Source organism: Echinicola sp. 20G (assembly GCF_015533855.1).
In the GTDB taxonomy this organism is placed as follows: Bacteria; Bacteroidota; Bacteroidia; order Cytophagales; family Cyclobacteriaceae; genus Echinicola.
Window position 1 is genome coordinate 5,237,633 of record NZ_AP024154.1, and the last position, 24,261, is coordinate 5,261,893.

The following is a 24,261-nucleotide window of genomic DNA, read 5'->3' on the forward strand; positions in this document are numbered from 1 at the left end:
AAACCGAATACATATTGTTACTAAATATATTCAAAATATAATATTTCAATTATGTAAATATTTCGTTAAGAAACAAACCGCTAAAATAAATTTTATTTAATCTTTCTTATTAGGTTTTGTGGAATTATTGAAAAATAAAAAAAGCCCCGAAACCTTTCCGAAGCTTTTAATCATTTCATTTATATAATTAGTTACTATATCTTTACTATTAATCTTTTCATACCTATTCTTTTAACTTCAAATTATTATCCAAACTTGCTATTTCTTCTTGAACATCCTCCGTTTCAACCTCTTTTTCAATAGGTTGCAATGCCTCTACGTCCCCATGGGGAACCTCCGAAATGTGGGGTGCGATCACTAAAGAGACTATAGAAGTCAACTTGATCAAAATGTTCATGGAAGGACCTGAGGTATCTTTAAAAGGATCCCCAACTGTATCCCCCGTCACAGAGGCTTTGTGCGGATCAGAACCTTTGTATTCCATCTTTCCATTGATCTCCACCCCTTTTTCAAAGGACTTTTTGGCATTGTCCCATGCGCCACCTGCATTGTTTTGGAAAATCCCCATCAACACTCCGGATACGGTTACCCCTGCCAATACTCCCCCCAAAACTTCTGGACCAAAGCTAAAACCCACTATAATCGGAACCACCAATGCAATGGCTCCAGGGGCAATCATTTCACGAATAGATGCTTTGGTAGAAATCTGTACACACCTGTCATATTCCGGCTTGGCTTTGTACTCCATAATACCGGGGATTTCCTTAAACTGTCGTCTCACTTCATTGACCATATCCATGGCTGCCCTTCCCACGGCCGCAATGGCCAATGAAGAAAAAATAAAGGGGATCATCGCTCCCACAAACAGTCCTGACAGTACATCAGCCTTATAAATATCAATGGAGTTGATTCCTGCCAAGCCCACATAGGCCGCAAAGAGTGCCAAAGCCGTCAAAGCAGCTGAAGCAATGGCAAAGCCTTTTCCAGTAGCGGCTGTTGTATTTCCTACTGCGTCCAAAATATCGGTACGTTCTCTTACTTTTTTGTCACATCCTGACATCTCTGCAATTCCGCCAGCATTATCCGCAATGGGGCCAAAAGCGTCAATGGCCAATTGCATGGCTGTAGTTGCCATCATGCCTGCGGCAGCGATCGCCACTCCATAAAGTCCAGCACTGAGGTAAGAAGTAAAAATCCCTGCTGCCAAAACCAAAATCGGCAATACTGTGGACTCCATCCCCATGGAAAGCCCTCCTATTATATTGGTTGCATGCCCTGTGCTAGACTGCTTGATAATGCTATTGACTGGGCGCTTGCCCATGGCAGTATAATATTCGGTAATCATACTCATCAGTGCTCCTACGATCAACCCGATAAAAACAGCTCCAAAAACTCCCATCTTGGTAAAGGATGGAGAACCTTCTCGCAACATGACCAACTCTCCTTCCGGCAACATAAAATCAATCAAGAAATAGGATGCAGCTACTGTCAGTAAAATAGAAATCCAGTTTCCTTTGTTTAAGGCCGTCTGTACATTATCTGTCTCTTTGGAGATTTTTACGAAGAGTGTACCCAATATGGAAAAGGCCAATCCCATCCCTGCTATGACCAAAGGCAAAAGTATAGGGGCGATTCCTCCCATCTGGTCATCAGAAACAATTTCCCTACCCAAAACCATGGAAGCCAAAATAGTGGCCACATACGAACCGAATAAATCTGCCCCCATGCCTGCTACGTCCCCTACATTGTCACCCACATTGTCTGCAATCGTTGCCGGGTTTCTCACATCGTCTTCTGGAATTCCTGCCTCTACCTTTCCTACCAGATCCGCTCCTACATCGGCAGCTTTAGTGTAAATACCTCCCCCTACTCTAGCAAACAAAGCAATGGATTCTGCTCCTAACGAGAAACCTGCCAATACTTCCAAGGCGCGCTCCATGGCCAAGCCATTCACATCACCGCCTGTAGAAACTACATAAACGTTATAGAACACAATAAATAATGAACCCATGCCAAGCACAGCCAAACCCGAAACACCTAGTCCCATAACTGTACCACCAGTAAAAGAAACTTTCAATGCTTTTGCCAATCCTGTTTTGGCAGCCTCAGTGGTCCTTACATTAGCTTTGGTGGCGATGTTCATGCCGATATAGCCCGCAAAAGCCGATAAAAAAGCGCCTAGAACAAAGGATACTGCAATCACTGGAGTAGAATTCTCCACTAAAGTTCCAGACCAAGCCAAAATGATCCCTGCTATGACCACAAAGTAAAACATAACTTTCCATTCGGCTTTTAAAAATGCCATCGCCCCTCTGGCAATATGCCCTGCCAACTCCACCATATTTTGATCTCCGGTCGCCTGCTTGTTTACCCAAGAAGACTTAATGGTCATAACGATAAGCCCCAAAATCCCCAAAGCAGGGACAATGTAAATTACTTGTTCCATACGTGTTTTAGTGGTTTTTTTAAATGAAATATATCTCAACAAATATATTATTATTAACCTATGAAACAACTTACTTAATCAGGTATAAAACCGATCATTAAACCATATAAATAGAAATATTTCAGGAGTATATACCAAATTTTATTTATCCCAAAACCGGTCATAATTTCTATTGTAAAAAATGAAATTAAATTGTCTCTTTATTGAAAATCAGGTGTTACTAACTTTTTTTAAATTCTTTGGTATGGTCCATGCTTTAAAACCTACACACTTTGGAATATATTTACTTTTAATGACCAATTATCGAAAAAACTAATGAAAGCCATCGTCATCACCCAACCAGGAAATCCTGAAGTGCTACAATTAAGGGAAAAAGAAATTCCCAAACCTAAAGCCATGGAAGTATTGATAAAAGTGAAAGCCGCAGGTGTCAACAGGCCAGATATAGCTCAACGAAAGGGCTACTACCCTGCTCCTGCCGATGCTCCCGCAGACATTCCTGGCCTGGAAGTCTCCGGTACCATCGAAGCTTTGGGTGCTGATGTAAAAAACTGGGAGTTGGGAGATGAAGTCTGTGCTTTGGTCTCGGGAGGAGGATATGCCGAGTTTGTCACAGCACCATCGCTTCAGTGCCTTCCTGTGCCTGATGGGGTTTCGCTTATTGAAGCGGCCTCGCTTCCAGAAACATTTTTTACTGTGTGGAACAACATCTTTGATATAGGAAGATTCCAAGAAGGTGATACGGTATTGATCCATGGGGGAAGCAGTGGCATTGGAGTGACCGCTATTCAAATGGTTCACGCCTTGGGAGGAAAGGTAATCGTTACTGCCGGTTCAGCAGACAAGTGTCAATACTGCATGAAATTAGGAGCTGACTTGGCCATCAATTATAAAGAAAAAGATTTTGAAGAAGAGGTCAAAGCCTATACCAAAGAGTTGGGAGTCGATATCATTTTGGACATGGTTGGTGGAGCTTACACCGCTAAAAACATCAATATCCTTAAACCATTCGGCCGGTTGGTCATGATCAATGCCATGCAAGGAAAAATAGGAGAAGTGGACCTCTTCAGGATCATGCAAAAAAGGCTTACGCTTACAGGATCAACTTTAAGACCCCAATCGATTAAATATAAAGGGGAAATCGCTAAAAACTTACAGATCCACATTTGGCCTTTCTTTAATGATAAAATCAAGCCTGTCGTTTATAAGACCTTCCCTCTTTTCAGAGCAGCGGATGCCCACACCTTGATGGAAAGTTCCGAACATATAGGAAAAATATTGCTTCAAACCAGTGAAGAAGTTTAATTTAATTCAACAAAATTAAACAATAGTCAGTATTAAGTTATTCATCTCATTTTCAATAGGAACAATAATTGTAAATTAGAATAACCAAAATTCAACCCGATGAAAAAGTCCTTCCAAGCATGTCTTGCATTTTTTATTTCAGCCACTTTCCTTTCCTGTCAGAACGGCAAAAGTGAACAAGAGAAAAAAGTCTATTCAACTGCAACGGTCATCACCGCAGTAAATATCATTGATATCCATAATGGCAGTATTTCCAAAAGAGATGTGGTCATCGATTCGGGAAGGATAAAAGAGATTCTGCCCAACTTACCAGAAAAAGATTGGGAAGATGGAGAGCTGATCAATGGCGAAGGCAAATACCTTCTTCCTGGGCTGGCAGAAATGCATGCACACATTCCTTCGGTCATGTGGAATGATCCCCAGATGGAAGAAACCTTGTTCCTCTACCTCTCCAATGGTGTCACTACAATCCGGGGAATGTTGGGACATCCTCTCCACTTGGAATTAAGAGAAAAAGCTAACAATAATGAGATTTTAAGTCCCAGAATTTACACTTCCAGCCCGTCCCTCAATGGAAATACAGTTACATCCGTGGAGCAGGCGATTGAGCTCGTGAGTGCTTATCAGAAAGATGGCTATGACTTTTTAAAGTTACATCCCGGGATCCGATTACATGTTTTTGATCAAATTGTAAAAACAGCCAAGGAAGTAGGAATTCCCTTTGCTGGTCATGTTTCTACCTTGGTCGGGATCCGGCATGCTTTGGAGAGTGGATATGCTAGTGTGGATCATATCGATGGCTTTCTGGAGGGATTGGTTCCGGAATCTGCCCATGTTAATCCAACTGAAAATGGCTTCTTCGGTTATAACTTCACAGAAAAAGCAGACCCTGACATGATCACAGAACTTGCACAAATGGCCAAGGAAAACAAGGTCTGGGTAGTCCCCACACAAAGTCTCTTTACCCGTTGGTTTTCACCAAGCTCAGCAGAATTACTCGCTAAGGAGCCTGAAATGCAATACATGGCCCCTGAGGTGATAGAAAACTGGGTAAATAGTAAAAGGAACTTGACAGAAGGTGCAGATTACAATGCTGATCAGTGGGAAGACTTTTTGGACATTAGAAAACAACTGATCATGGCACTTCATAAGGAAGGTTACGGGCTGCTTTTGGGGTCGGATGCCCCACAGGTATTCAATGTACCTGGATTTTCCATCCAACATGAACTTCAGGCCATGGTTGATGCTGGGCTATCTCCATTGGAAGCTTTACAACTGGGCACGCTTAATCCTGCCAAGTACTTTCATGAAGAAGGAAATTTTGGTGAAATCAAAGAAGGGGCCAGTGCCGACCTTATCCTTCTTGACCAGAATCCTTTAGAAGATATTAAGAACATGCAAAACCCAGCCGGTGTCTTGGTAAGAGGAAAATGGCTCAGTAGGGACACCATTGACCAAAAGTTAAAAGCTTTGGCAAACAAATTTGAAGAACCCAAAATCTAACCTTTAAATATTGACTAACAACTAATTAACATTTTTAATAGGAATAATGAAACTTTTTATTTGAATTACATGTATATACATTAAATTCAAATACATTAAAAATCCGAGGAGGATATCATGAAAAATACAGCAGTCAAAAAAATTAGACAATTGGGATTTCAATGGCAAACACAAGACCCTTTTCTGTTCTGTGCTTATCATTTGGATGATTACCCTGCCGGCAATGAACACCTTGGTCCAAAAGCTTCTTTGGAAGGCAGAAATATTGGACAGGACTTCACGATCAAAGATGGATGGAGAATGTACCATGGCTCTAAAGTACCAGGATTCCCGGCACATCCACATAAGGGATTTGAAACTGTAACTTTGGTGGAAAGAGGCTTGGCTGATCATTCCGACTCATTGGGAGCTGCTGGTCGGTTTGGAGAAGGTGATGTACAATGGATGACCGCCGGAAAAGGTGTCATGCACAGTGAAATGTTTCCCTTGCTCAACCAGGAAGAAAAAAATCCATTATTGCTATTTCAACTCTGGCTGAACCTGCCAAAAGCCAATAAAAATGTGCCTCCACATTTCAAAATGCTATGGGCAGATACCATTCCTTACCATACGGAGGTGGATGAAAACGGTAATAAAACTGTCTTGAAAGTTATTGCTGGTCAGATTGGTGATACCAAAGCACCTGCTCCCAATCCAGATTCATGGGCGGCTGATCCTGATAATCAGGTAGCTATTTGGACCATCAAGATGGAGCCTCATGCTAAATGGACTTTAAAAGCCACTGATGAGGGCATCAATAGAACTTTATTCTTCTATAAAGGTGCTCAGCTTGGTACAGAGGGCTTTGAAATTCCCGAAGGTCATTCTTTGGATTTATTCTCAGAGAAAGAGATTACTTTCGAAAATGGCGATCAACCAGCTGAACTGTTGTTCTTACAGGGTAAGCCGATCAACGAACCAGTGGTGCAGCATGGCCCTTTTGTGATGAACAGTACCCAAGAAATTCACCAGGCAATGTCTGATTTTCAAAAGACCCAATTTGGAGGTTGGCCATGGCCCAACTATGAGCCTACCCATCCTAAGGAAAGGGGTCGTTTTGCCGTCCACGCCGATGGCAGAGAAGAAGTAAAAGGTTAAAAATTTAAAGTCTCTGATGAATTTCAGGGACTTTTTATGTCCAAGATTTCCACTTATGGCCATCCAAGGCTTTCTTGAAATTGTCAATAGCCATCCTTTTGAAGTCACTCTTTTTAAAATCTAAATCGGGCAATACAATCACCTTTTCAAAACCAGCATCCTTTGCTTCCTCAGCATCTCCAGAAGTAATTAAGAAGCACTTTTTCCCCATTTCTTTTGCCAGTTGCAGCAATTCAAAACTCCCCTTACCTCCAGCCGACTGTTGGTCAAACTTCCCCTCTCCCGTGATAATAATATCCGCCTCTCTGACTTTTTGTTCCATTTTTACCTGATCAAAAAAGAATTTCGCTCCCTCCTTGATTTCCACAGGAAAAAAAGCGCTCAAGCCCAAGGCAATTCCACCAGCTGCACCAAAACCTTCTCGGTCTTTTAGCCCTCCTCCTGATTTTTTATTTAACAGTTGGAAAACCCTTTTTGCACCTACCTCAAAGGGGAATAGCTCTTCAGTTGCCAAACCCTTTTGAGGTCCAAAAACAGGAATGGCCCCCTTCTCACCCAAAAAGGTATTGTTGACATCACATAAGCAGGTAAACTGAATTTGGTATTTTTTTAAAGGACTTTGGATATGGGCTATTTTTCCTAAAAAACCGGTGCTGAACAATGGGATTTCTCTTCCATTTTGATCCAAAAATATAAAGCCCAAGGCCCTTAGAATGCCTGTTCCCATATCAACGGTGGCACTACCACCCAGACCTAGTACAATATGCTTTGCTCCTTGACTTATCGCTTCCAGAATCAATTCTCCAGTTCCATAAGAGCTGCTAAGCTTGGCATCGATTTCGGTAAGTTCCAATCCTTGAAGACCACTGACTTCCGAAATGTCAATCCTAGCTGTTGCATTTCCATTATCCAAATACAACTTTCCTGGCTTTGGTTTTCCAATAGCGTTCAAGGCACTTACTTCTACCACTTTCATCCCCTTTGCTGAGGCCAATAATGCACAAGTCCCATCACCACCATCGGCAATAGGACTTGTTATAAGATCGTTTTCAGGGAAATCTTTTAGTAATTGAGCTTTGATCAATTGAGCTGCCTGTTCAGCTGGAATAGTTCCTTTGAAGGCATTGGGAGCAATCAGGAATTTCATTGATCCAATCGCTTCATGCGCTTAAAATAATCCTTGGTGGCTGCAACAACTTTTGGAGAGAGGTAAATGGCTGAGATCATGGTCGGGAAAGCCATCACGGCATACATACCATCCACAAAACTCATCACTACCTGAAGTGAAACCACGGCTCCCCCTACAATGGTCAGCAAATAGAAATAATTGTAGTAGTCTGCTTTATCTGCTCCAAAAAGATAATTGAAGCATTTATGTCCATAGTAGCTATAGGTAAACATGGTAGAGAGTGCAAAAACCAGCACCGCTGCCATCAGAAAGTATTTTCCCAAGCCGGGAATTCCACTTTCGAAAGCCGATAGGGTCATCAACACCCCATCCTTTTCTCCAGACTCCCAAACCCCTGTTACCATAATGGTCAAGGCAGTCAATGTACATACCACAATGGTATCTATAAATGGCCCCAACATGGCGATCAGTCCTTCACGTACCGGCTCTTCATTTTTGGAAGCACCATGTACCATTGGTGCCGTACCGATACCTGCCTCATTACTAAATGCTGCCCGTCTTGCTCCTGTGATAATCACTGCCCCTACAGATCCACCTAAAACTGCCTTGCCAGAAAAGGCATCCTCCACTATAAACAAAAGAGAGGAAATTATCTGGTCATTGAATTTTATCAAAATAACCAAAACACTTAAGAAATAAAGTGTCACCATAAAAGGCACCAATTTGGAAGCTACAGAAGCAATTCGCTTAATTCCTCCCAAGATTACTATTGCCACCAATAACATCATCGATATACCCAAAATCCATCGGGTACTTGCTCCATGATCCAGTCCAAAAGGTTTCAACAACACCACACGGGTAACATCGGTCAACTGATTGGCCTGAAAAATCGCCAACAAGCCCATGATCCCAGCTACACAAAAGATGACGGACAAAAACCGCCATTTCTTGCCCATCCCTTCCTCAATCACATACATAGGGCCGCCTTGAATATGCCCAGAGCTGTCCTTACCCCGATACATGATGGCCAAAGTACAGGTAAAATACTTGGTGGCCATTCCCACAAAAGCAGAGATCCACATCCAGAAAATGGCTCCAGGGCCACCTGTACTGATCGCCAGCGCAACCCCACTGATATTTCCCAGTCCCACCGTCGCGGCAATGGCTGAGGTCAAAGCTTGAAAAGAAGTAATGTCCCCTTTGGCATTAGGATCATCATACTTACCGCCTACCACCTTCATGGCATGGGCAAAACCGCGAAACGGAATCAATCCAGAATAAAGAAACAAAATTGTCCCACCACCCAATAAAAGATAGAGCAGTGGCCAGCCCCATATCCAGTTGCTAAAATCAATAATTAATTGCCCCATGTGCTATGTATATCGTCCTATTATAAAAGGGATCAACCCTCATTTGAATTCATAAAAAGGAATATTACTACCATTTTCCCTTTAATCCAAACCATCAATCAAAAGCCATTGGAATCTTCTCTTTATTCCACTAATTCTCACGGAATTCCAAATTCCATCAGTTTTCTTGAACACTTACAGTCATAAGCCCCAACAAGTCCCTTCTTACTTTGCCGTATAATTTTTGATGTTCATGCTGTTTTCAAAATAAAAAACCATAGTACAATATAATATTCCTTATTAATTTTGGTTTTCGATGATCAAACATTTTTATGGTACAGCAAAAGGGTAAAACAGTAGTAATAAAGATTGGCTCCAACGTTCTGACCCAAGCGGATGGTCAACCGGACAAATCCCGCATGGAGTCCCTTGTTCGTCAGATGGTTTATCTTCGTGAGCAAGGACTTCAGTTGATCCTGATTACTTCTGGTGCGGTGGCTTTTGGACGAAAGTCAACCATTTTTGAAGAAAAAATCGACCCGGTAGTTCAAAAACAAATCCTTGCTGCTGTGGGGCAGGTAGAGTTGATCAATGCTTATAAATCTTTTTTTGGCAATCGGCAGACTCCTATCGCCCAGATCATGGTTACTAAAAGTGATTTTAGGGACAGAAAGCACTACCTGAACATGAAAAATTGCCTGGAAGGGCTTTTGAAAAACAATATCCTTCCTGTGATCAATGAAAACGACACTGTCTCAGTGAGCGAACTGATGTTTACAGACAACGATGAGCTCGCTGGCCTGGTGGCAGCCATGATGGATGCCGAAAATCTATTATTGCTCAGCAATGTGGACGGGATCTTTAAAGGACACCCCAGCGATCCAGATGCCGAACTAATTGAACGGGTGGACGCCAAAACCCCATCCATGGGCAATTATATCTCTAGCAGCAAATCATCATTTGGCAGAGGTGGCATGCTCACCAAAATGAATATGGCCAAAAAATCTGCCGACCTTGGAATTGGGGTGGTCATTGCCAATGGCAAGAGGGAAGATGTGCTCATTGACTACTTCCACAATAGGTTACGTTGTACCTTTTTTGAGCCTTCAAGGGCCAAACACAACCCTAAAAAATGGATTGCCCACAGTGACCATTACTCTAAAGGGGAATTGGTCATTAATTCAGGTGCTGAAAATGCCCTGATGTCCAACAAAATCACCAGCCTACTCCCTATCGGTGTACTAGAAGTAAGGGGAGATTTTATAAAAGGTGAAATTCTTCGTATCATCAGTGAGGATGGCAGGAAAATTGGTCTAGGAAAGGCCGCCTATGGAGCCAAAGTAGCTTCAGAGAAAATCGGTCAGAGTAATCAAAAACCCATCATCCATTATGATTACCTCTACCTTCATCAAAACAATCAGTGAAAATGAACTTACAGAATACCTTTGCTACTGTCAATAAAGCCAGCAGATCAATGCCTTTGCTGACAGAAAAAAAAATCAACAGAACCTTAGAGGATTTGGCCAAGCTGACCTGGGAAAGCATTCCTGCGATTTTGGAAGCCAACCAAAAAGACCTGGAACGCATGGATCCCAATGATCCAAAATTTGATAGGCTTAAATTGACAGAGGAAAGAATTGAAGCCATTGCTGAAGATATTCTCAATGTAGTCAAACTCCCTTCTCCTTTGGGAAGGACCTTGTCTGAAAAGACTTTGGAAAATGGCCTTTCACTTACCAAAACCTCTGTACCACTGGGTGTCATCGGGATCATTTATGAAGCCCGACCCAATGTAACTTTTGATGTGTTCAGCCTTTGTCTAAAATCAGGAAATGCTTTGGTACTCAAGGGAGGCAGTGATGCCCATGACTCCAACACGGCCATTGTCAAATTGATCCACCAAGTGCTGAAGAAAAATGGGATAGACCCTAATGTGGTAGCTTTACTTCCTCCCGATCGTGAGGCTACAGCTGAAATGCTCCAAGCTGTGGACTATATCGATATCATTATCCCACGGGGAAGCCAAGGATTGATCAACTTTGTGCGTGACAACTCCAAGGTTCCTGTAATCGAAACTGGTGCTGGTATTGTACATACCTACCTGGACAAATCTGGCGATAACCAGAAAGCCGCTAATATCATCACCAATGCCAAAACCCGTCGGGTGAGTGTCTGCAATGCCTTGGACTGCCTGGTCATCCACCAAGATAAAATCAGCCAACTACCGGAAATTGCCAAGTTGCTAGGAGAAAAAAAGGTAAAGGTATATGCCGATGAATTAGCCTATCAAACCCTAAAAGGCCACTACCCTGCTGACTTACTTATGCCTGCTGAGGAAGCTCATTTCGGTACCGAATTTTTGGCTATGACCATGTCCATCAAGACCGTTCCCGATATGGAAAGCGCATTGGAGCACATCGCCAAACACAGTTCCAAACACAGTGAGGCGATAGTGGCAGAGGATGAGCAAGCGATTGACCTGTTCCTAAAATCCGTAGATGCTGCAGCTGTCTATGCCAATACCTCCACAGCCTTTACCGATGGTGCACAATTTGGGCTCGGAGCAGAAATAGGCATCTCCACCCAAAAGCTCCATGCCCGTGGCCCTATGGCCCTTGAAGAACTCACTTCCTATAAGTGGATTGTCAGAGGAAATGGGCAAATAAGGGATTGATACTAGGAGATCATATTGTTTTCTTTTGGAAGTGTTGACCTAACGAACCACCAGCACTTTTAAAAAAGAACTTATTCTAGCCAACTGATTTTAATACTCACATTAGTCTGGGAATCCTATTTGGATTTAAAAATGAAAAGAGGTTCCTTTATGTTTGGCTAATTTGAATATAAACCCCTTCATTTTAGATTTCCCAAAAGGTTTCAAAACATATTTTATTGTTTGTTGAAAAAGTCTTGACTGAAAAATCATCATATTCTACCCTATTGATTTTCAAACAATTTCAATACGGGTAAAATACCATGAATTCTAAGAAAATAGCCAAAAGGGAACGTATATACTACTAGACCCCAAGGTATCCCCAAGACTGCTATAGCGGAGCTATCCCAGTCGTACCCCTTTTTTTAATATTAGGCTAATCTTAAAAGTTTAAATTTGTTGATACTTTTCCTACTGAACACAGTATTTTAGAACCTTATACAAGTAATTAAAAAAATTATAGCAATGACCATGAACAATGACCAAAAACAGTTCTTGAGAGAAAAAGAAAACAATAATATATGGTTATCCAAAGGAATGGACCAAGCCTTTAAATTTACTGATCACGGCCTTACTCCTACAGTCCTTGCCAGTGAAGCAGAGGTGGGAAATGCCATGTTAAATGAATTATATGCTACCGCTGAGGCAAAGGAAGGGGATATCAATATTGCCTTGTTGGGTGGAAGAGGCGCTCAGGAACTGCATAGGCAATTGGGGAAACTGGCTTTGTCTGGAGAAAAGGATGAGCTACTCTCCAGATTGAACGTCTTTACACAAGATGCTTTGGCTCCAATGAGCATGGGCAATGGTTTTAGCTTTGTCAGGGATTTTGAACGTATTTTGGGTGATGCATTTTTTAAAAAAATAAAGAGCTTTACCCCCATGCAAACGGATACAGATGATTTGGAATCCGAACTTATGCAGTACTTAAATAAACTGGAATCTTTAGGAGGGTTGGACATATTTTTTATTGGCCATGGCCCTGAAGAAAACCAAGCATCCCATCTGGCCTATATCAAGCCCTTTTCAGGAGCCAAACCTCCACATGTGGCTGGCCTGATCCCTATTTCAAGCAGTATCCTGGAGCATCATATCAGCAAGTTCAAAGCAGGAGGAAGCTTGGTAAGTGAAGATGACGAAAAGGAATGCCGCGCTGCAGCATACATTCTTACCCTGGGACCTGCCGCAATTATTCATGCCAAAAAGGTGGTTCAATCCGTAGTTGATGCAGATTCCGCTCCAGCCAAAGTTCAAACCTACAGCAAAGTTCTCCAAACACCTATCAGTGCCGACCCCTCAGAAGCCATACAACAGCTAAATGCAAATCCTGGTTTATGGATCAGGCTCAACCCCAATACCAAATCTTTTGTTTTGCCCAATCTTAGGGTCTAATTCAGAATAATTGATTAGGTTATAAAACCGTTGACGCTCGAAGATTCTTAAAATGCACTTTTAAACGTCATTAAATTATTGATCTATGAATAAACCGAACAAGTTTTTTTTTCTTTCAGCACTTTTCTTTACCGTGTTTTTAGTGGTACAGTTTACCGACGTATATGGTGATTCAACTTGTTTTAAAGCCTTCCTCTTCATCCTCTGTACCACTTTTTTGATCAGTGGTATTTCTTTAAAACGAACGAAATAACCACTTATGATAATCAGTCAATTGAATAAAATGCTAACACTGACATTCCAGGTATATTAATCAACAAAAACTCATTATCCTGTCAGTTACTTTACGGAACCTTTTAAAATTAATCCAAGTCTTCTCCCATATCACTTTAACAACATACCCACACCTATTTTTTCTAACAAGTAGGGATTGTGATCGATAACTAGAAGATCATTGTCTCTACTTAGCGTCTGAAGAATATCAAAGAGCAGATCGATATCCGCATAATGCAGACCAGTGCTCGGCTCATCCAGAACCAAAAGTTGGTTTTTGTTTTTTTTATTAAGCCAATTGAGCAATAACAAACGCTGTTTTTCTCCTGAGGAGAGAGATTTGACTTTTTGGTCCAAGATCAGATGTCCTAAGCCAATAGTATCCAGCTGTTGAATAAATGACAGTTTCCAAGTGGCCGCTCCTTGGTCGGTCAGCCAACTTTTCAGTTCTATGATGGATAGGGACAGGACTTCTGATATGTCAAGCCCTCCTACCCGATGCTCCAACAATCTGGCTTGATAACGTCGTCCTTGACAGACTTCGCATGTTTCGATATGATTGGCTGCCACATCCAGACTATTGGTTACCACTCCGGTTCCTTTGCAGTTAGGACATTGGCTGGCTTTGTTTTTATAGGAAAAGTCTTTTGCTTTCAAACCTGATTCCTTTGCAAATACCTTGCTGATGTCTTTTAATAAATCTAAATATGCTACTAACAACGTACTGTTATGCGCCTGCAACTTCTTAACCTCAAAATACTGTGCTCGACTGTAAGTTCTGGGCCATTTTATACTGGCACAATTTACAGCCTGACCCTGCTCGATACTTGGAATCAGTATATCCTTTACTAAAGTAGTCTTCCCAATCCCTGATTTTCCCATAATGGCTGTAATCCCTCCTATTGGCACTTCCAAGAAATCCTTTAGCAAAGTGTGTTTGGCCAATTTCCGCAATGTAATGCAATTTCCTGTTGACTTTAATTCATGGTTGCTAGAAGACTGCTTCAAAAAGGGATGACAGTTAGGTGTCTCCAAAAACTCCTTTGGGCTACCTTGAAAAGTAACGTATCCTCCTTTCTTCCCTGCTTTTGGACCTATTTCGACCAAATTATCTGCTGCCATCATGATTTCCTTATTATGTTCGATCACAATCACCGTGTTTCCCTTTTCCACCAGCTCTTTCAATAGCTTCACCAAGTCTAGAATATTCTCTGCTGATAAGCCTGCAGAAGGCTCATCTAAAAGGTAGGTAATTCCCTTCAGTGGACTGTTTAGCTGCCTGATCAAAGCGACACGCTGTTGCTCACCACCACTCAAGCTTATCGATTTTCGGTTGAGCTGAAGGTGATCAATGTGTAACTGCTGGGATTTTTTGAGTGTACTGGAAAGACGTGCACTTATGTTCGCAATAAGCTTTTGATCAATTTCTTCAATGTCATTGGAAGTATTTAACCATTGGTCAAGTGTTTTAAAATCCATGGATTTTAGCGTATGGATGGATGCTCCACCAATCCGTACTTTAAGTCTTTCGGCTTTCAAACCACTACCTCTACAATTACCGCATTCCGTGTAAGAAAGTAAAGTTTTGAGCGGTTGATATTTGTTCTTTCGACTCAAGAAATATTCATCCATCAGGTACTTGAAAAGCCCTGCCCATTTCATCTTGACTAGCTGGGTTCCTTCCCTTGTCTTCGTTTTAAATTTCCATGTTGCCTCCCAGGTTTTATCTGTTCCCCCTTTAAAAACCACCTCTTTTTGACCAGAAGTCAACTTATTAAATGGAGTGTTCAAATCAAAACCGTATTCTTTTCCTACTTCCTCCAGCACTGCCATATATTGCCCATTGGCTTGCCCATAATAAGCCAGGCCTTTATGATGCTCAAACAACCCTTCAGCAATGCTTAAATCTCCATCGATAACAATCTTATCCAAATCGGGAAGCAATTCCTGGCCAATACCATCACAAACCACACACTTTCCCAATTCATGGTTGCTCGAGAAGTGGCTTGCAGACCAATCCAAACCAGAATATTGAGCTTTGCGGGAATAGGCAAAACGCAAGGTTTTATCAAAACCCGTTTGTTGGGCAATATCTGATCTTTCAGAAAAGTTCTTTTCCTTTCGGGTAACGCAAATACTTGGAGTCAGTCCTTCAATATGGTCCACTTCCAGCTGATAATTTACTCCGACCCTCGATTGCTGGTAGCTGGAAAACTGCTTGGTCATTTCCTGTAGACCAAACCCGTGCAAAGTATCGATAACCAAGGAAGATTTCCCAGATCCGGAAATGCCAGTGACCACAGACAAATGCTTCTTTGGGAATTTCAAACTGATATCTTTGAGCGCATGGGTGCGGGCTCCGCTGATCGTCACCATGTCATGTCGTTGTATTGGAGGCTGTGGGATATCCACCTCCCGAGTAATCAATGCATTGTCGAGTAAAGTGTCACAATGGGTTTGGAAAAGTGGATGGTTCTCGAAACACACAATCCCTGCTGTTTGCTTTTTTAGCTGTTTCAAGGCGTCTAACAATTGTCTGACGTTCTGCTGATGAAGTCCAATACTGGGTTCCTCAAACATTAAAACGATCTTTTTAGAGGGCTTGGCAAAATGTTTGGCCAGCTTGATCCGCTGGGCCTCACCACCGGAAAGGGTATTCGAAGGCTGACCAAGCTTGATGTACCCCAATCCTAGCTGTAGCATCAATGCCAATATATCAGCCAATTTCTTTTCCCGACTGAAAAAAACCGCTGCTTCTTGTACACTTAAATCATAAATTCCAGCTATGCTTTTCCCATTCCATTGAACTTTGAGCACTTCTGGCTTAAAGCGATTTCCTTGACAGACCGGACATACTTGGTTAATATTTCCCATTAAGCTCATAGAAAGGGTAATTACCCCTGCTCCCTCACAGTTTGGACATCGGCCAATTTTATTATTAAAAGAAAATGCGCCTTTTGACAAATTTAAATTCTTAGCCATCGGCGTCTTCGCTAACAAATCCCTAACCCTGTCTGCAAGACCGGTATAAGTCGATGGATTACTACGTGGGGTCTTTCCAATTGGTTGATCTGTAACAGAAAGTAAGTTCAAATCATGTATTTCACAAAATGAATTTATCCTATTAAGTAACTCTTTCGTCTTTCGACTGATAACCGATAAGCTTTGAGCCTGAGGCTCAAAAGTAGCTTCCTGAATAGAGGAAACGTGATATCCAACATCTTTTCTTTTTTCTTGAATGGCGGTCAAAGTAGGGCTTTTCAGTTTTTTTTCATGTAAAAATGCTTGAACTGAACCATTGTAGATCACTTCTCCTCCTTTTATGCCCGCTAACGGACCTAATTCTATGATCCAGTCAGCTGATTGAATAAAGTTCAGATCATGTTCCACTACCATTACTGTATTGCCCCTATAGATCAATCTGTCAAAAATATGGAGAAGGTGTTTTTGATAGGCGGTAGGCAAACCTATTGATGGCTCATCAAACACATACAAAATGCCTTGGAGGTTACTGTTTACCTGTTTAATCAGCTTTATGCGCTGGCCATCTCCAGAAGAAACCTCCATGCTGGGAGTACTTAATTGATAGTGTCCCATCCCTAAGTTGATCAAGTCAAGCAACTGCGTATACAACTTATCAACCAGCACAGCTTCACCTGCAGACAGGACTTGCTCCTGGAGTAGGTCATATAGTTGCTGCAGGGAAAGGTCCATCCACTGCTGAAAATTCAAGCCCTTCCATGTATATTTCAAGTGATCTGCTTTTATCCTTGCCCCATAACAAGAAGGGCATTTTTTTGAGCTTACAAAACGTAGAATACTTACATTTCTATCCAGTCTAAGAATATCCGACATGATCGGAATAATCCCTTTATAATAGCCCTCTTCACGTGGTTTGGCCTTAAATCCTTCCCACCTAAGACGTGATTCTAGGCTGTGTTTACCGTAAAAGACTTTAATGCGGTCGCTGCCATATAGAATGACATCCTGCTGATCTTTGCTTAGATGCTTCCAAGGCATATCCACTGAAAACCCATGTGCCTCACATACTTTGTTTAACTCTTCCACGGTTACTTGAGAATAAACGATGTAACCGTTCGGTAATGTGGTGGTGATTGCTCCTTCTCTTAAAGTCTTGTTTGCATCACCCACCAACTTTTCAATATCGATGTACTCAGCCTCACCAATACCTCGACAGTTTTCACAAGCACCTTTAGGGTGGTTAAATGAAAAAATAGATTTGCTCATAGTTTCCTCACCTGCAAATCGGGCAAACAACAGCCTGAAGATTGGACTAAGCTCTGAAAGAGTCCCAAAAGTGGCATTGATAGATTGAAAGCGCTTGGACTGCTCCACCTTGATCACAGGTGGCAATTCAGCAATTTCATCCACCTCAGCAGTTGGAATAACTTGTCCATTTTGTTGGCTAAAAACAGGCAGACTTTCCAAAAAATAGCGATACCCTTCGTTGGCAATTACCGCCATGGCCAAAGAAGACTTCCCCGAACCCGATAGACCGGTCACGGCAATCAGTTGGTTTTCGGGAATGTTCAATGAAATGTTTTTGAGATTGTTTTGATGAGCGTTGGTAATGCGCATAGAAAGATAATGTCTTCATTTGAATTCTGAAATATCAAAGATAAAAAGAATCTCAGCGCCCCAATAGAGCTGCTCATTCAAATTGAATCCGTTATCGTCTTTAAGGTTTTCCTTTGGCATTATTTTAAATAAACATTAACTCCCTCATCCTGTTACAATATTTAAAACCAATACTTTACCCATGAATTATTTCAATCTATCTATTGCATTTCTTGTATTCGGCCTTATTAACCACCTAAATGCCCAAGAATTGTCCGAGCACCAGTGGAAAGAACGGTTATTGATTATCATGACTCATGATCTCACCGACTCTACCTATGAAAAACAAATCGATACACTTCAGAAAAACTTAGGAGAATTGACTGAACGTAAGTTGGTCGTTTACCAATTCAACAAGGATAAGTTCAAAACCGGACTCGATTCAAATAAGGCATGGAATAAAACTGAAAGTAAAAAGTGGATTGAAGCCTTAAAATTTTCCAATAGCGGGTTTGAAATCATCTTGATAGGTCTAGATGGGCAAATAAAAAGAAGGCAAACTGGTTATTTAGCTCCTAAAGAACTATTTGGCACCATAGATACCATGCCAATGCGAAGGCAAGAAATGAAGGCAAAAAAGCATGATTGAATTGCGATTAAAAAATAGTTTTATTTGTTCAACACCCCACATTTCCCTACTTCTTACCTTGATAATTGGACAGGCCTTATGGAATATCAATAGGTCTAATCAAAACAATTCTATTTCCATAATGAAAAGAGCTGTGTTTTGATAGTATAAACCTAAATCCATAGAGCAGTTTGCACTTAATAAAATCAGCGGATTCTAACTTTTTATTCATTAAATTAAGGGTAATAGTAGGTTGAAGCTTTTCAGTATTTATTGAATGGAAAATAACAGCGTTTCCCTGCACCGCGTGATAAAAGCTACACCTGAAAAGGTTTTCAAAGCTTTTTATGATCCTCTTGCCTATTCCAACTGGATACCTCCTTATGGGTTCTTGGGCATCGTTCATCATATGGATTTTAAGGTAGGTGGCACTTACAAGATGTCCTTTAGGAATTTTTCTACTGGCCATGAACATTCATTTGGTAGTACTTTCTTAGAAATCCAAATCAACGAGTTGATCAAGCATACGGATGAGTTTGATACTCCAGAGCTGCCAGGAAAGATGACAACGAACATTTGGTTCAAGCCTGTATCCTGTGGAACGGAACTGAAGGTATTGCAAGAAGGAATTCCGTCAGTAATTCCGGCCGCAATGTGCTATTTAGGTTGGCAAGAGTCACTAGAGAAGTTGATGAAGTTAGTGGAGCCTGAAATCCCCGATGCTTAAGTCTATGATAAAACTTCTGTGAAACCTTTAAAGTGATGAAAACATTAAGACAAGTTTTAGTTTTTCTACTTTTGATATGCACTACAGCTACCGTTTCAGGAAAGTGCTGTAATGAAACTTTACCCTTACGCACAGTTTTATTTAAAGTGACCAAGTCTAATTCAGGTAAAACCTCCTACCTATTTGGCACGCATCACGCCTTTGGAAAGCCATTTTTTGACTCTTTGGACAACGCCAATCAGGTCTTGGCTGCATGCGATGTTTTGATAAAGGAAAACTTGAACATCCCAGGCCACACGGCTCAGGATATTATCAATGGCCGAATTGAAAAAACCAAATGGACCAAATTGCTGGACCAAGAAGACTTGGCATTTATAGAAAATTTGTTCGCTTCCAGTCCAACTGATTTTCAAAAAATGAGCCCTACTGAATTATATGTTTTCCTGACTCGGTATTTCAAAGAGCAAGTCTGCTTGGGCAAAGATCCAGCATCCACTTACCTCTCCCTGGATGATTACATCGGTTCCAAAGCCGAAGAGCTCGACATGGAGCTGTTAGGGCTAGAAACTTCAGAAGAGCAAATTGAAATGATCAATAAAGATGTGGAAGGAATGCCCAGAAAAGTGCACAAAAGAAGGCTTTCGATGATTATAGAACAGATCCGGTCAAACAATTCCCAAAATTGTGGGGAGACTGATTGGTATGACCAAATGGATATTGACTATCAATTGGCTCAGCCTTGTCGAAATACACTGATGCTAAGCGACAGAAATTATAAATGGATGAAGACGATCCAAAAATCATTGGAAACCAACAACTGCTTTATTGCTGTGGGCTTGAGCCATTTGATGTATGAATGTGGCTTGATCAAACAATTGCAAAATTTAGGCTACACTGTTTCTCCAATTCCGCTAAGGTGAAACTGTAATTTGATGTGAGTCAATTCTACCAAATAAAGTACTGGTCGAAGGAATAGCTCAAAATAAATCACTTAAAACTTACTACCCATTCTTCTATAATAGCTTGCCTTAAATAAATCACTAATAACAATTCTTTAAGGCATGTTTTTAGTAATTTAGGAATCTATTCTTCAAAAAGTCAGCTGGTATTTTTAACCTTAGATTCCATGAAGCCTACCACAATGTACACCAAAAGCGGCAGCATTAATATTGCCTATCAAAGTTTTGGATCTGGAACTGCAGATTTGGTATATATACCTGGATGGGTATCCAATATCGATCTAATGTGGGCCTGTCCTTCATTGGCTAAATTTTTAGAAGAACTGGGAAAAACCTGTAGGGTAATTCTTTTCGATAAGAGAGGAACGGGGCTTTCAGACCGGGTCACAGAACTCTCCACCTTGGAGGACCGAATGGATGACATCCGAGTGGTAATGGATGCTGTTGGATCAGAAAAAGCTTTTCTCTTTGGTCATTCTGAGGGAGGTTCTGTCTCTGCACTTTTTGCTGCTACCTACCCACAGCGAACCATTGCGCTGATCACTTTTGGGATTTTTGCAAAAAGAAGGTATTCTCCTGATTATCCTTGGGCTCCCAGCGATCAAGAAAGGCAAAAAGTCTATGATATGATTGAATACAGTTGGGGAAGTGGAGATATGAATTTGGAGGATTTAGCCCCCTCAAGATCTAAAGATACTGAGTTTATGGATTGGCTTGCTCAATATTTTCGTTCTGGAGCCAGTCCTAGTGCAGCCTTGATCCTGACCAAAATGAATACCTCAGTGGACATTTTGGACATACTTGAAACTATTCAAGTTCCGGTGCTGATGATGCAAAGAGTACATGATATCGATGTCAAAATTGAAGAAGGTCGTTTCATTTCTAGTAAAATAAAAAATGCCAAGTTTATAGAAATGCAAGGCAGTGATCATCTTTTTTGGACAGGAGATAGTTTTGAAGTACTTCAAACAATGCAAAGTTTCATTCAAGAATCAAAACACGAATCTGCAATCCAAAAAAGACTCGCTACTGTACTTACTATAAAAACAACTGATTCTAAAAACGAAGATGAAAAATTAGATATTCGTGCGATTCACCAATTCGTTGAAAAATTCAAAGGTCTTATCATATACAGCGATAATGAGCATGCGGTATTCACATTTGAAGGCCCCAGCAAAGCAGTTCATTATGGGCTTAGCGTCTTGGATAAAGCTAAGCTAGAGGGAAAAAATCTGGCCATCTGCGTTGACATGATGTTAGTACCCTCAATATTGCATCCCTCCTGGGAAAATGCTGAAGTGATGGAGCAAATTGATGAAATGTTCAAGCAATCCCTGTCCAAACACATTTTGATAACCAATACAGTTAAAAATTTACTCCCTGGGGCTGGTCTAAGCATTAGCGCCAGTCCTTATGTGCTGAAGTCAAAGAAAAGAAAATTAGCTCTTGATCTTTTCAAAGTTTCCGACCCTGCTTCCTACGATACTACATCATCTGAAAATCCTCTTGCCGCTTTATCTTTCAATGAGTCTTTTTTGGAAGATGTGATCCAATGTATAGATTCCAATCTAAATAATGAACAATTTAATTTGGTTACATTATCAAGAGAACTGGCCGTGAGTGAAAGGCAACTTCAAAGAAAGCTTAAAGCAATCAGCAATAAATCACCTAATCAACTTATTTCCTCTGTTAGGCTACATCGTGCCAAAGAATTACTCAGCACACGAAAGTATGGTGTTTCTGAAACGGCTTTTCAAACTGGTTTTTCCAATCCCTCTTATTTTGCTAAATGCTTTAAGAAGGAGTTTGGGATTAGTCCCTCCTCATTCCTGCTATAGTTCAAAGCTAGTTTTCATTTTTTCTTGTCGGTTTTGTACTGATTTCTGGCGTAAAAGTGACAGTATTTTTAACCCATTTCAGGTAACCTTGTAAAAACCAATTCTAAACTTAAAATGCTATGAACACTATTCAAAAATCAAATATCGAAATTCCCAAAGAACTCATCAGTTGGAGTAGATGGATGATAGGAATCAATTTTTCTGCAGGAACAGGGTGTGTAGTCGTCTTTAGAGATATTAAATCCAGTGGTGCGGACGCGATCTCATTCTGGTTGATGACTGCAATCATACTCTTTACCCTTACCGTCCTCTCCTCAGTAATCTTCAATTTTTTACTGTCCATGGAGCTTGATAATGACTTCACCTTAAAAAATAAGCATCGGTTTTTGGGTGGGCTACAGCTTACCCTTTTTTCAATGGCACTTTTTTCCCTTGTAAGGTGGATAGTGGCATAATATTACCGAAATTTCTGTCACAATTTTTATAAATATCCAAATTTCCATTCGGTTTTATATGTCGCAATTATTATAATCTTTGTCGCAATATTCCTAATAATCAAGCTGCTTGTTGAATTAACTTTGTAATACAAAATCTCAATTCCCGGGAAGATGAAATAAGAAATTTTATTGTTTTTGTTCATTTGACAAAGAACCTAAAAGCTTTAAAAATTCAACTAGGAGATTTTGAGTTTCATTTATTTTCTAACCTAAATTTCAATCATTATGTCAGTTTCCATTTTTAAACACGCACATTTTAAAGGTACATCCGCTACTTATGGCACAGGTCAATTCGTCACTATCCCCATTGGCAATGACCAAATCAGTTCAATTAAAGTTGAACAAGGTTATTTTGTTTATTTATACAGAGATACTGGTTTTAGAGGTCCAAGATTAGTATTGTTTGGAGGAAATTACCCTTATGTGGAAGACTGGAATGACCAAATTAGTTCAATGGAAATCTTTGAACATGACCCTAACCTGTATCCTCTCGTGAGTTTTTATCAGCATGCTAACTTTGGAGGTTTTAAGCAAAACCTTGCGGGGTTGGGAGCAAGTACCGATTATAATTTTCCTTTTTTGAAAAATGACAGCATTACTTCTATGAAAGTACCTGAGGGCACAAGAGTAGTACTCTATAAGGACAGTCAATTAAGGGGTAATAGCAAAGAGTTTGGACCTGGAGAATACAGCAACCTCGTGCATTTTGGATTTCAAGACAATGCTTCCAGTGTGCAAATCCTTCGTCCTGATTTAGAATTGATCAATATTGAATACATCAATGAAGTGGTACTCCCAGACGGCAATCCGATTGGACTCTCAGACTCCACTATCAACGATAGTGACTTTGAACAAATCAATACCTTGACATTAGAGAGGGAAATCACTAAATCTACTACTAGAAGTTGGAGTAATTCTACCTTAATTGGAATCACTGTAACCACCAGTACCACTGTAGGAATAGAAAAAGGGCCCATCTCAGCAGAGCAGGAAACCAGCATCAGTACTACCTTAGAAAATACCTTCACCATTGGTGAAGAGGAAACCGTCAGTGAGACCAGTACTTTCAGTAAATCCGTTGCGGTTAAAATTCCTCCTAAGTCTGTTGGCGAGGCTACACTGTTTATGACACCTAAAAAGGTACGTTTAGACGCCATTTACACTTTTAGGCTGAAAGGCACTGAAAATACATTTAAACAAGATGTAGCAATCGAGGTGGATGACTTCCAGGTTGGTGAAGCCAGAATATCTGTAAGGCCAATGGAAGTCATAGAAGTAGAAGAAGTTTAAGTTCTTTAAAATCATAAAAAGTCCAACTCTAGTTTAGTTGGACTTTTTATTTTATGATATTGGGAAAGGACTCGTTACTATTGTGGAATTTTCAATATATTAAATCGAAGTTAATATTTAATATAACTGGATTTGAACATTGATTTAAAACAACTAACTTTTTGATTATGAAGGACATTATAAAACCTATAAGTTTGGCCTTAATTCAGCTTTTTCAATTTTTGCTGAGTGTGCTAATGGCTTTCTACGCTTTTTTTGCCTTCAAAGCATTCACTGGCAATATTCAGGGAATGAAAGTTGACTTTAATTTAATGGGGTGGCAATTTAATACAGACCCAAGTCATGGCATTTGGAATGCCCTTTTCTTTCTTTCCTTTTTCTGTTATTTAGGGGCTTATTTGGTGGGAAGTTGGCTACTAGAAAGGCTTATCAAATCACGATAAACTTTCTTTCTCTGCTTGATTGATTAATTCAATACAAACCTTTGTAAGTAAAAA

At 40.6% G+C, this 24,261-nt stretch carries 17 protein-coding genes; 13 read left to right on the forward strand and 4 right to left on the reverse strand.

Features of this window, described 5'->3' with window-relative positions:
• Positions 1-223: 223 nt before the first annotated feature.
• On the reverse strand, positions 224-2,446 hold the full coding sequence (locus JL001_RS21065; protein ID WP_200979661.1) for a sodium-translocating pyrophosphatase: 2,223 nt from the start codon (positions 2,444-2,446) through the stop codon (positions 224-226).
• 315 nt (positions 2,447-2,761) lie between these two features.
• On the opposite strand from JL001_RS21065, the gene JL001_RS21070 reads away from it, so the two are divergent.
• The 3 genes from JL001_RS21070 (at position 2,762) to JL001_RS21080 (ending at position 6,391) form a co-directional block, all read left to right on the forward strand.
• Positions 2,762-3,751: an NAD(P)H-quinone oxidoreductase gene (locus JL001_RS21070; protein ID WP_200979663.1), complete on the forward strand. Its 990-nt coding sequence runs from the start codon at positions 2,762-2,764 to the stop codon at positions 3,749-3,751.
• Positions 3,752-3,850: 99 nt separating this feature from the next.
• The gene (locus JL001_RS21075) at positions 3,851-5,254 is read left to right on the forward strand and encodes an amidohydrolase family protein (RefSeq protein ID WP_200979666.1); all 1,404 of its coding nucleotides are present in this window, start codon (positions 3,851-3,853) and stop codon (positions 5,252-5,254) included.
• A gap of 117 nt (positions 5,255-5,371) precedes the next feature.
• Positions 5,372-6,391: a pirin family protein gene (locus JL001_RS21080; protein WP_200979667.1), complete on the forward strand. Its 1,020-nt coding sequence runs from the start codon at positions 5,372-5,374 to the stop codon at positions 6,389-6,391.
• Positions 6,392-6,425: 34 nt separating this feature from the next.
• On the opposite strand, the gene JL001_RS21085 is transcribed toward JL001_RS21080, so the two are convergent.
• Positions 6,426-7,538: a glycerate kinase gene (locus tag JL001_RS21085; RefSeq protein WP_200979668.1), complete on the reverse strand. Its 1,113-nt coding sequence runs from the start codon at positions 7,536-7,538 to the stop codon at positions 6,426-6,428.
• Positions 7,535-8,890: a sodium:alanine symporter family protein gene (locus JL001_RS21090; protein ID WP_200979669.1), complete on the reverse strand. Its 1,356-nt coding sequence runs from the start codon at positions 8,888-8,890 to the stop codon at positions 7,535-7,537. Before JL001_RS21090 ends, JL001_RS21085 begins: the two co-directional genes overlap by 4 nt.
• A 311-nt stretch (positions 8,891-9,201) precedes the next feature.
• On the opposite strand from JL001_RS21090, the gene proB reads away from it, so the two are divergent.
• From proB to JL001_RS21105, 3 genes are all read left to right on the forward strand, one after another.
• Positions 9,202-10,293: a glutamate 5-kinase gene (gene proB / locus JL001_RS21095; protein ID WP_200979671.1), complete on the forward strand. Its 1,092-nt coding sequence runs from the start codon at positions 9,202-9,204 to the stop codon at positions 10,291-10,293.
• A 2-nt stretch (positions 10,294-10,295) separates the two neighbouring features.
• On the forward strand, positions 10,296-11,543 hold the full coding sequence (locus tag JL001_RS21100; protein WP_200979673.1) for a glutamate-5-semialdehyde dehydrogenase: 1,248 nt from the start codon (positions 10,296-10,298) through the stop codon (positions 11,541-11,543).
• Positions 11,544-12,047: 504 nt separating this feature from the next.
• The gene (locus JL001_RS21105) at positions 12,048-12,974 is read left to right on the forward strand and encodes a hypothetical protein (RefSeq protein ID WP_236252930.1); all 927 of its coding nucleotides are present in this window, start codon (positions 12,048-12,050) and stop codon (positions 12,972-12,974) included.
• Between the two features lie 384 nt (positions 12,975-13,358).
• Here the strand turns inward: JL001_RS21105 and JL001_RS21110 are convergent, their stop codons facing one another.
• The gene (locus JL001_RS21110; protein ID WP_200979679.1) at positions 13,359-17,846 is read right to left on the reverse strand and encodes an ATP-binding cassette domain-containing protein; all 4,488 of its coding nucleotides are present in this window, start codon (positions 17,844-17,846) and stop codon (positions 13,359-13,361) included.
• A gap of 181 nt (positions 17,847-18,027) precedes the next feature.
• Here JL001_RS21110 and JL001_RS21115 point away from each other — a divergent pair, with 181 nt between their 5' ends.
• From JL001_RS21115 to JL001_RS21145, 7 genes are all read left to right on the forward strand, one after another.
• Complete coding sequence (locus JL001_RS21115; RefSeq protein ID WP_200979681.1) at positions 18,028-18,474, forward strand: DUF4174 domain-containing protein; 447 nt, start codon at positions 18,028-18,030, stop codon at positions 18,472-18,474.
• Between the two features lie 256 nt (positions 18,475-18,730).
• On the forward strand, positions 18,731-19,180 hold the full coding sequence (locus tag JL001_RS21120; RefSeq protein WP_200979682.1) for an SRPBCC family protein: 450 nt from the start codon (positions 18,731-18,733) through the stop codon (positions 19,178-19,180).
• A 35-nt stretch (positions 19,181-19,215) separates the two neighbouring features.
• Positions 19,216-20,100 carry a TraB/GumN family protein gene (locus tag JL001_RS21125; RefSeq protein ID WP_200979683.1) on the forward strand — a complete coding sequence of 295 codons (885 nt, stop codon included), beginning with the start codon at positions 19,216-19,218 and terminating at the stop codon, positions 20,098-20,100.
• A 206-nt stretch (positions 20,101-20,306) separates the two neighbouring features.
• Entirely contained in the window at positions 20,307-21,977 is a 1,671-nt protein-coding gene (locus JL001_RS21130; RefSeq protein ID WP_200979684.1) for an alpha/beta fold hydrolase, read from the forward strand.
• A 119-nt stretch (positions 21,978-22,096) separates the two neighbouring features.
• Positions 22,097-22,432, forward strand: coding sequence for a hypothetical protein (locus JL001_RS21135; RefSeq protein WP_200979686.1), 336 nt, complete (start codon positions 22,097-22,099; stop codon positions 22,430-22,432).
• Positions 22,433-22,699: 267 nt separating this feature from the next.
• On the forward strand, positions 22,700-23,764 hold the full coding sequence (locus tag JL001_RS21140) for a beta/gamma crystallin-related protein (protein ID WP_200979688.1): 1,065 nt from the start codon (positions 22,700-22,702) through the stop codon (positions 23,762-23,764).
• Between the two features lie 167 nt (positions 23,765-23,931).
• Positions 23,932-24,207, forward strand: a complete 276-nt coding sequence (locus JL001_RS21145; protein ID WP_200979690.1) for a hypothetical protein — start codon at positions 23,932-23,934, stop codon at positions 24,205-24,207.
• The last annotated feature ends 54 nt before the right edge of the window (positions 24,208-24,261 follow it).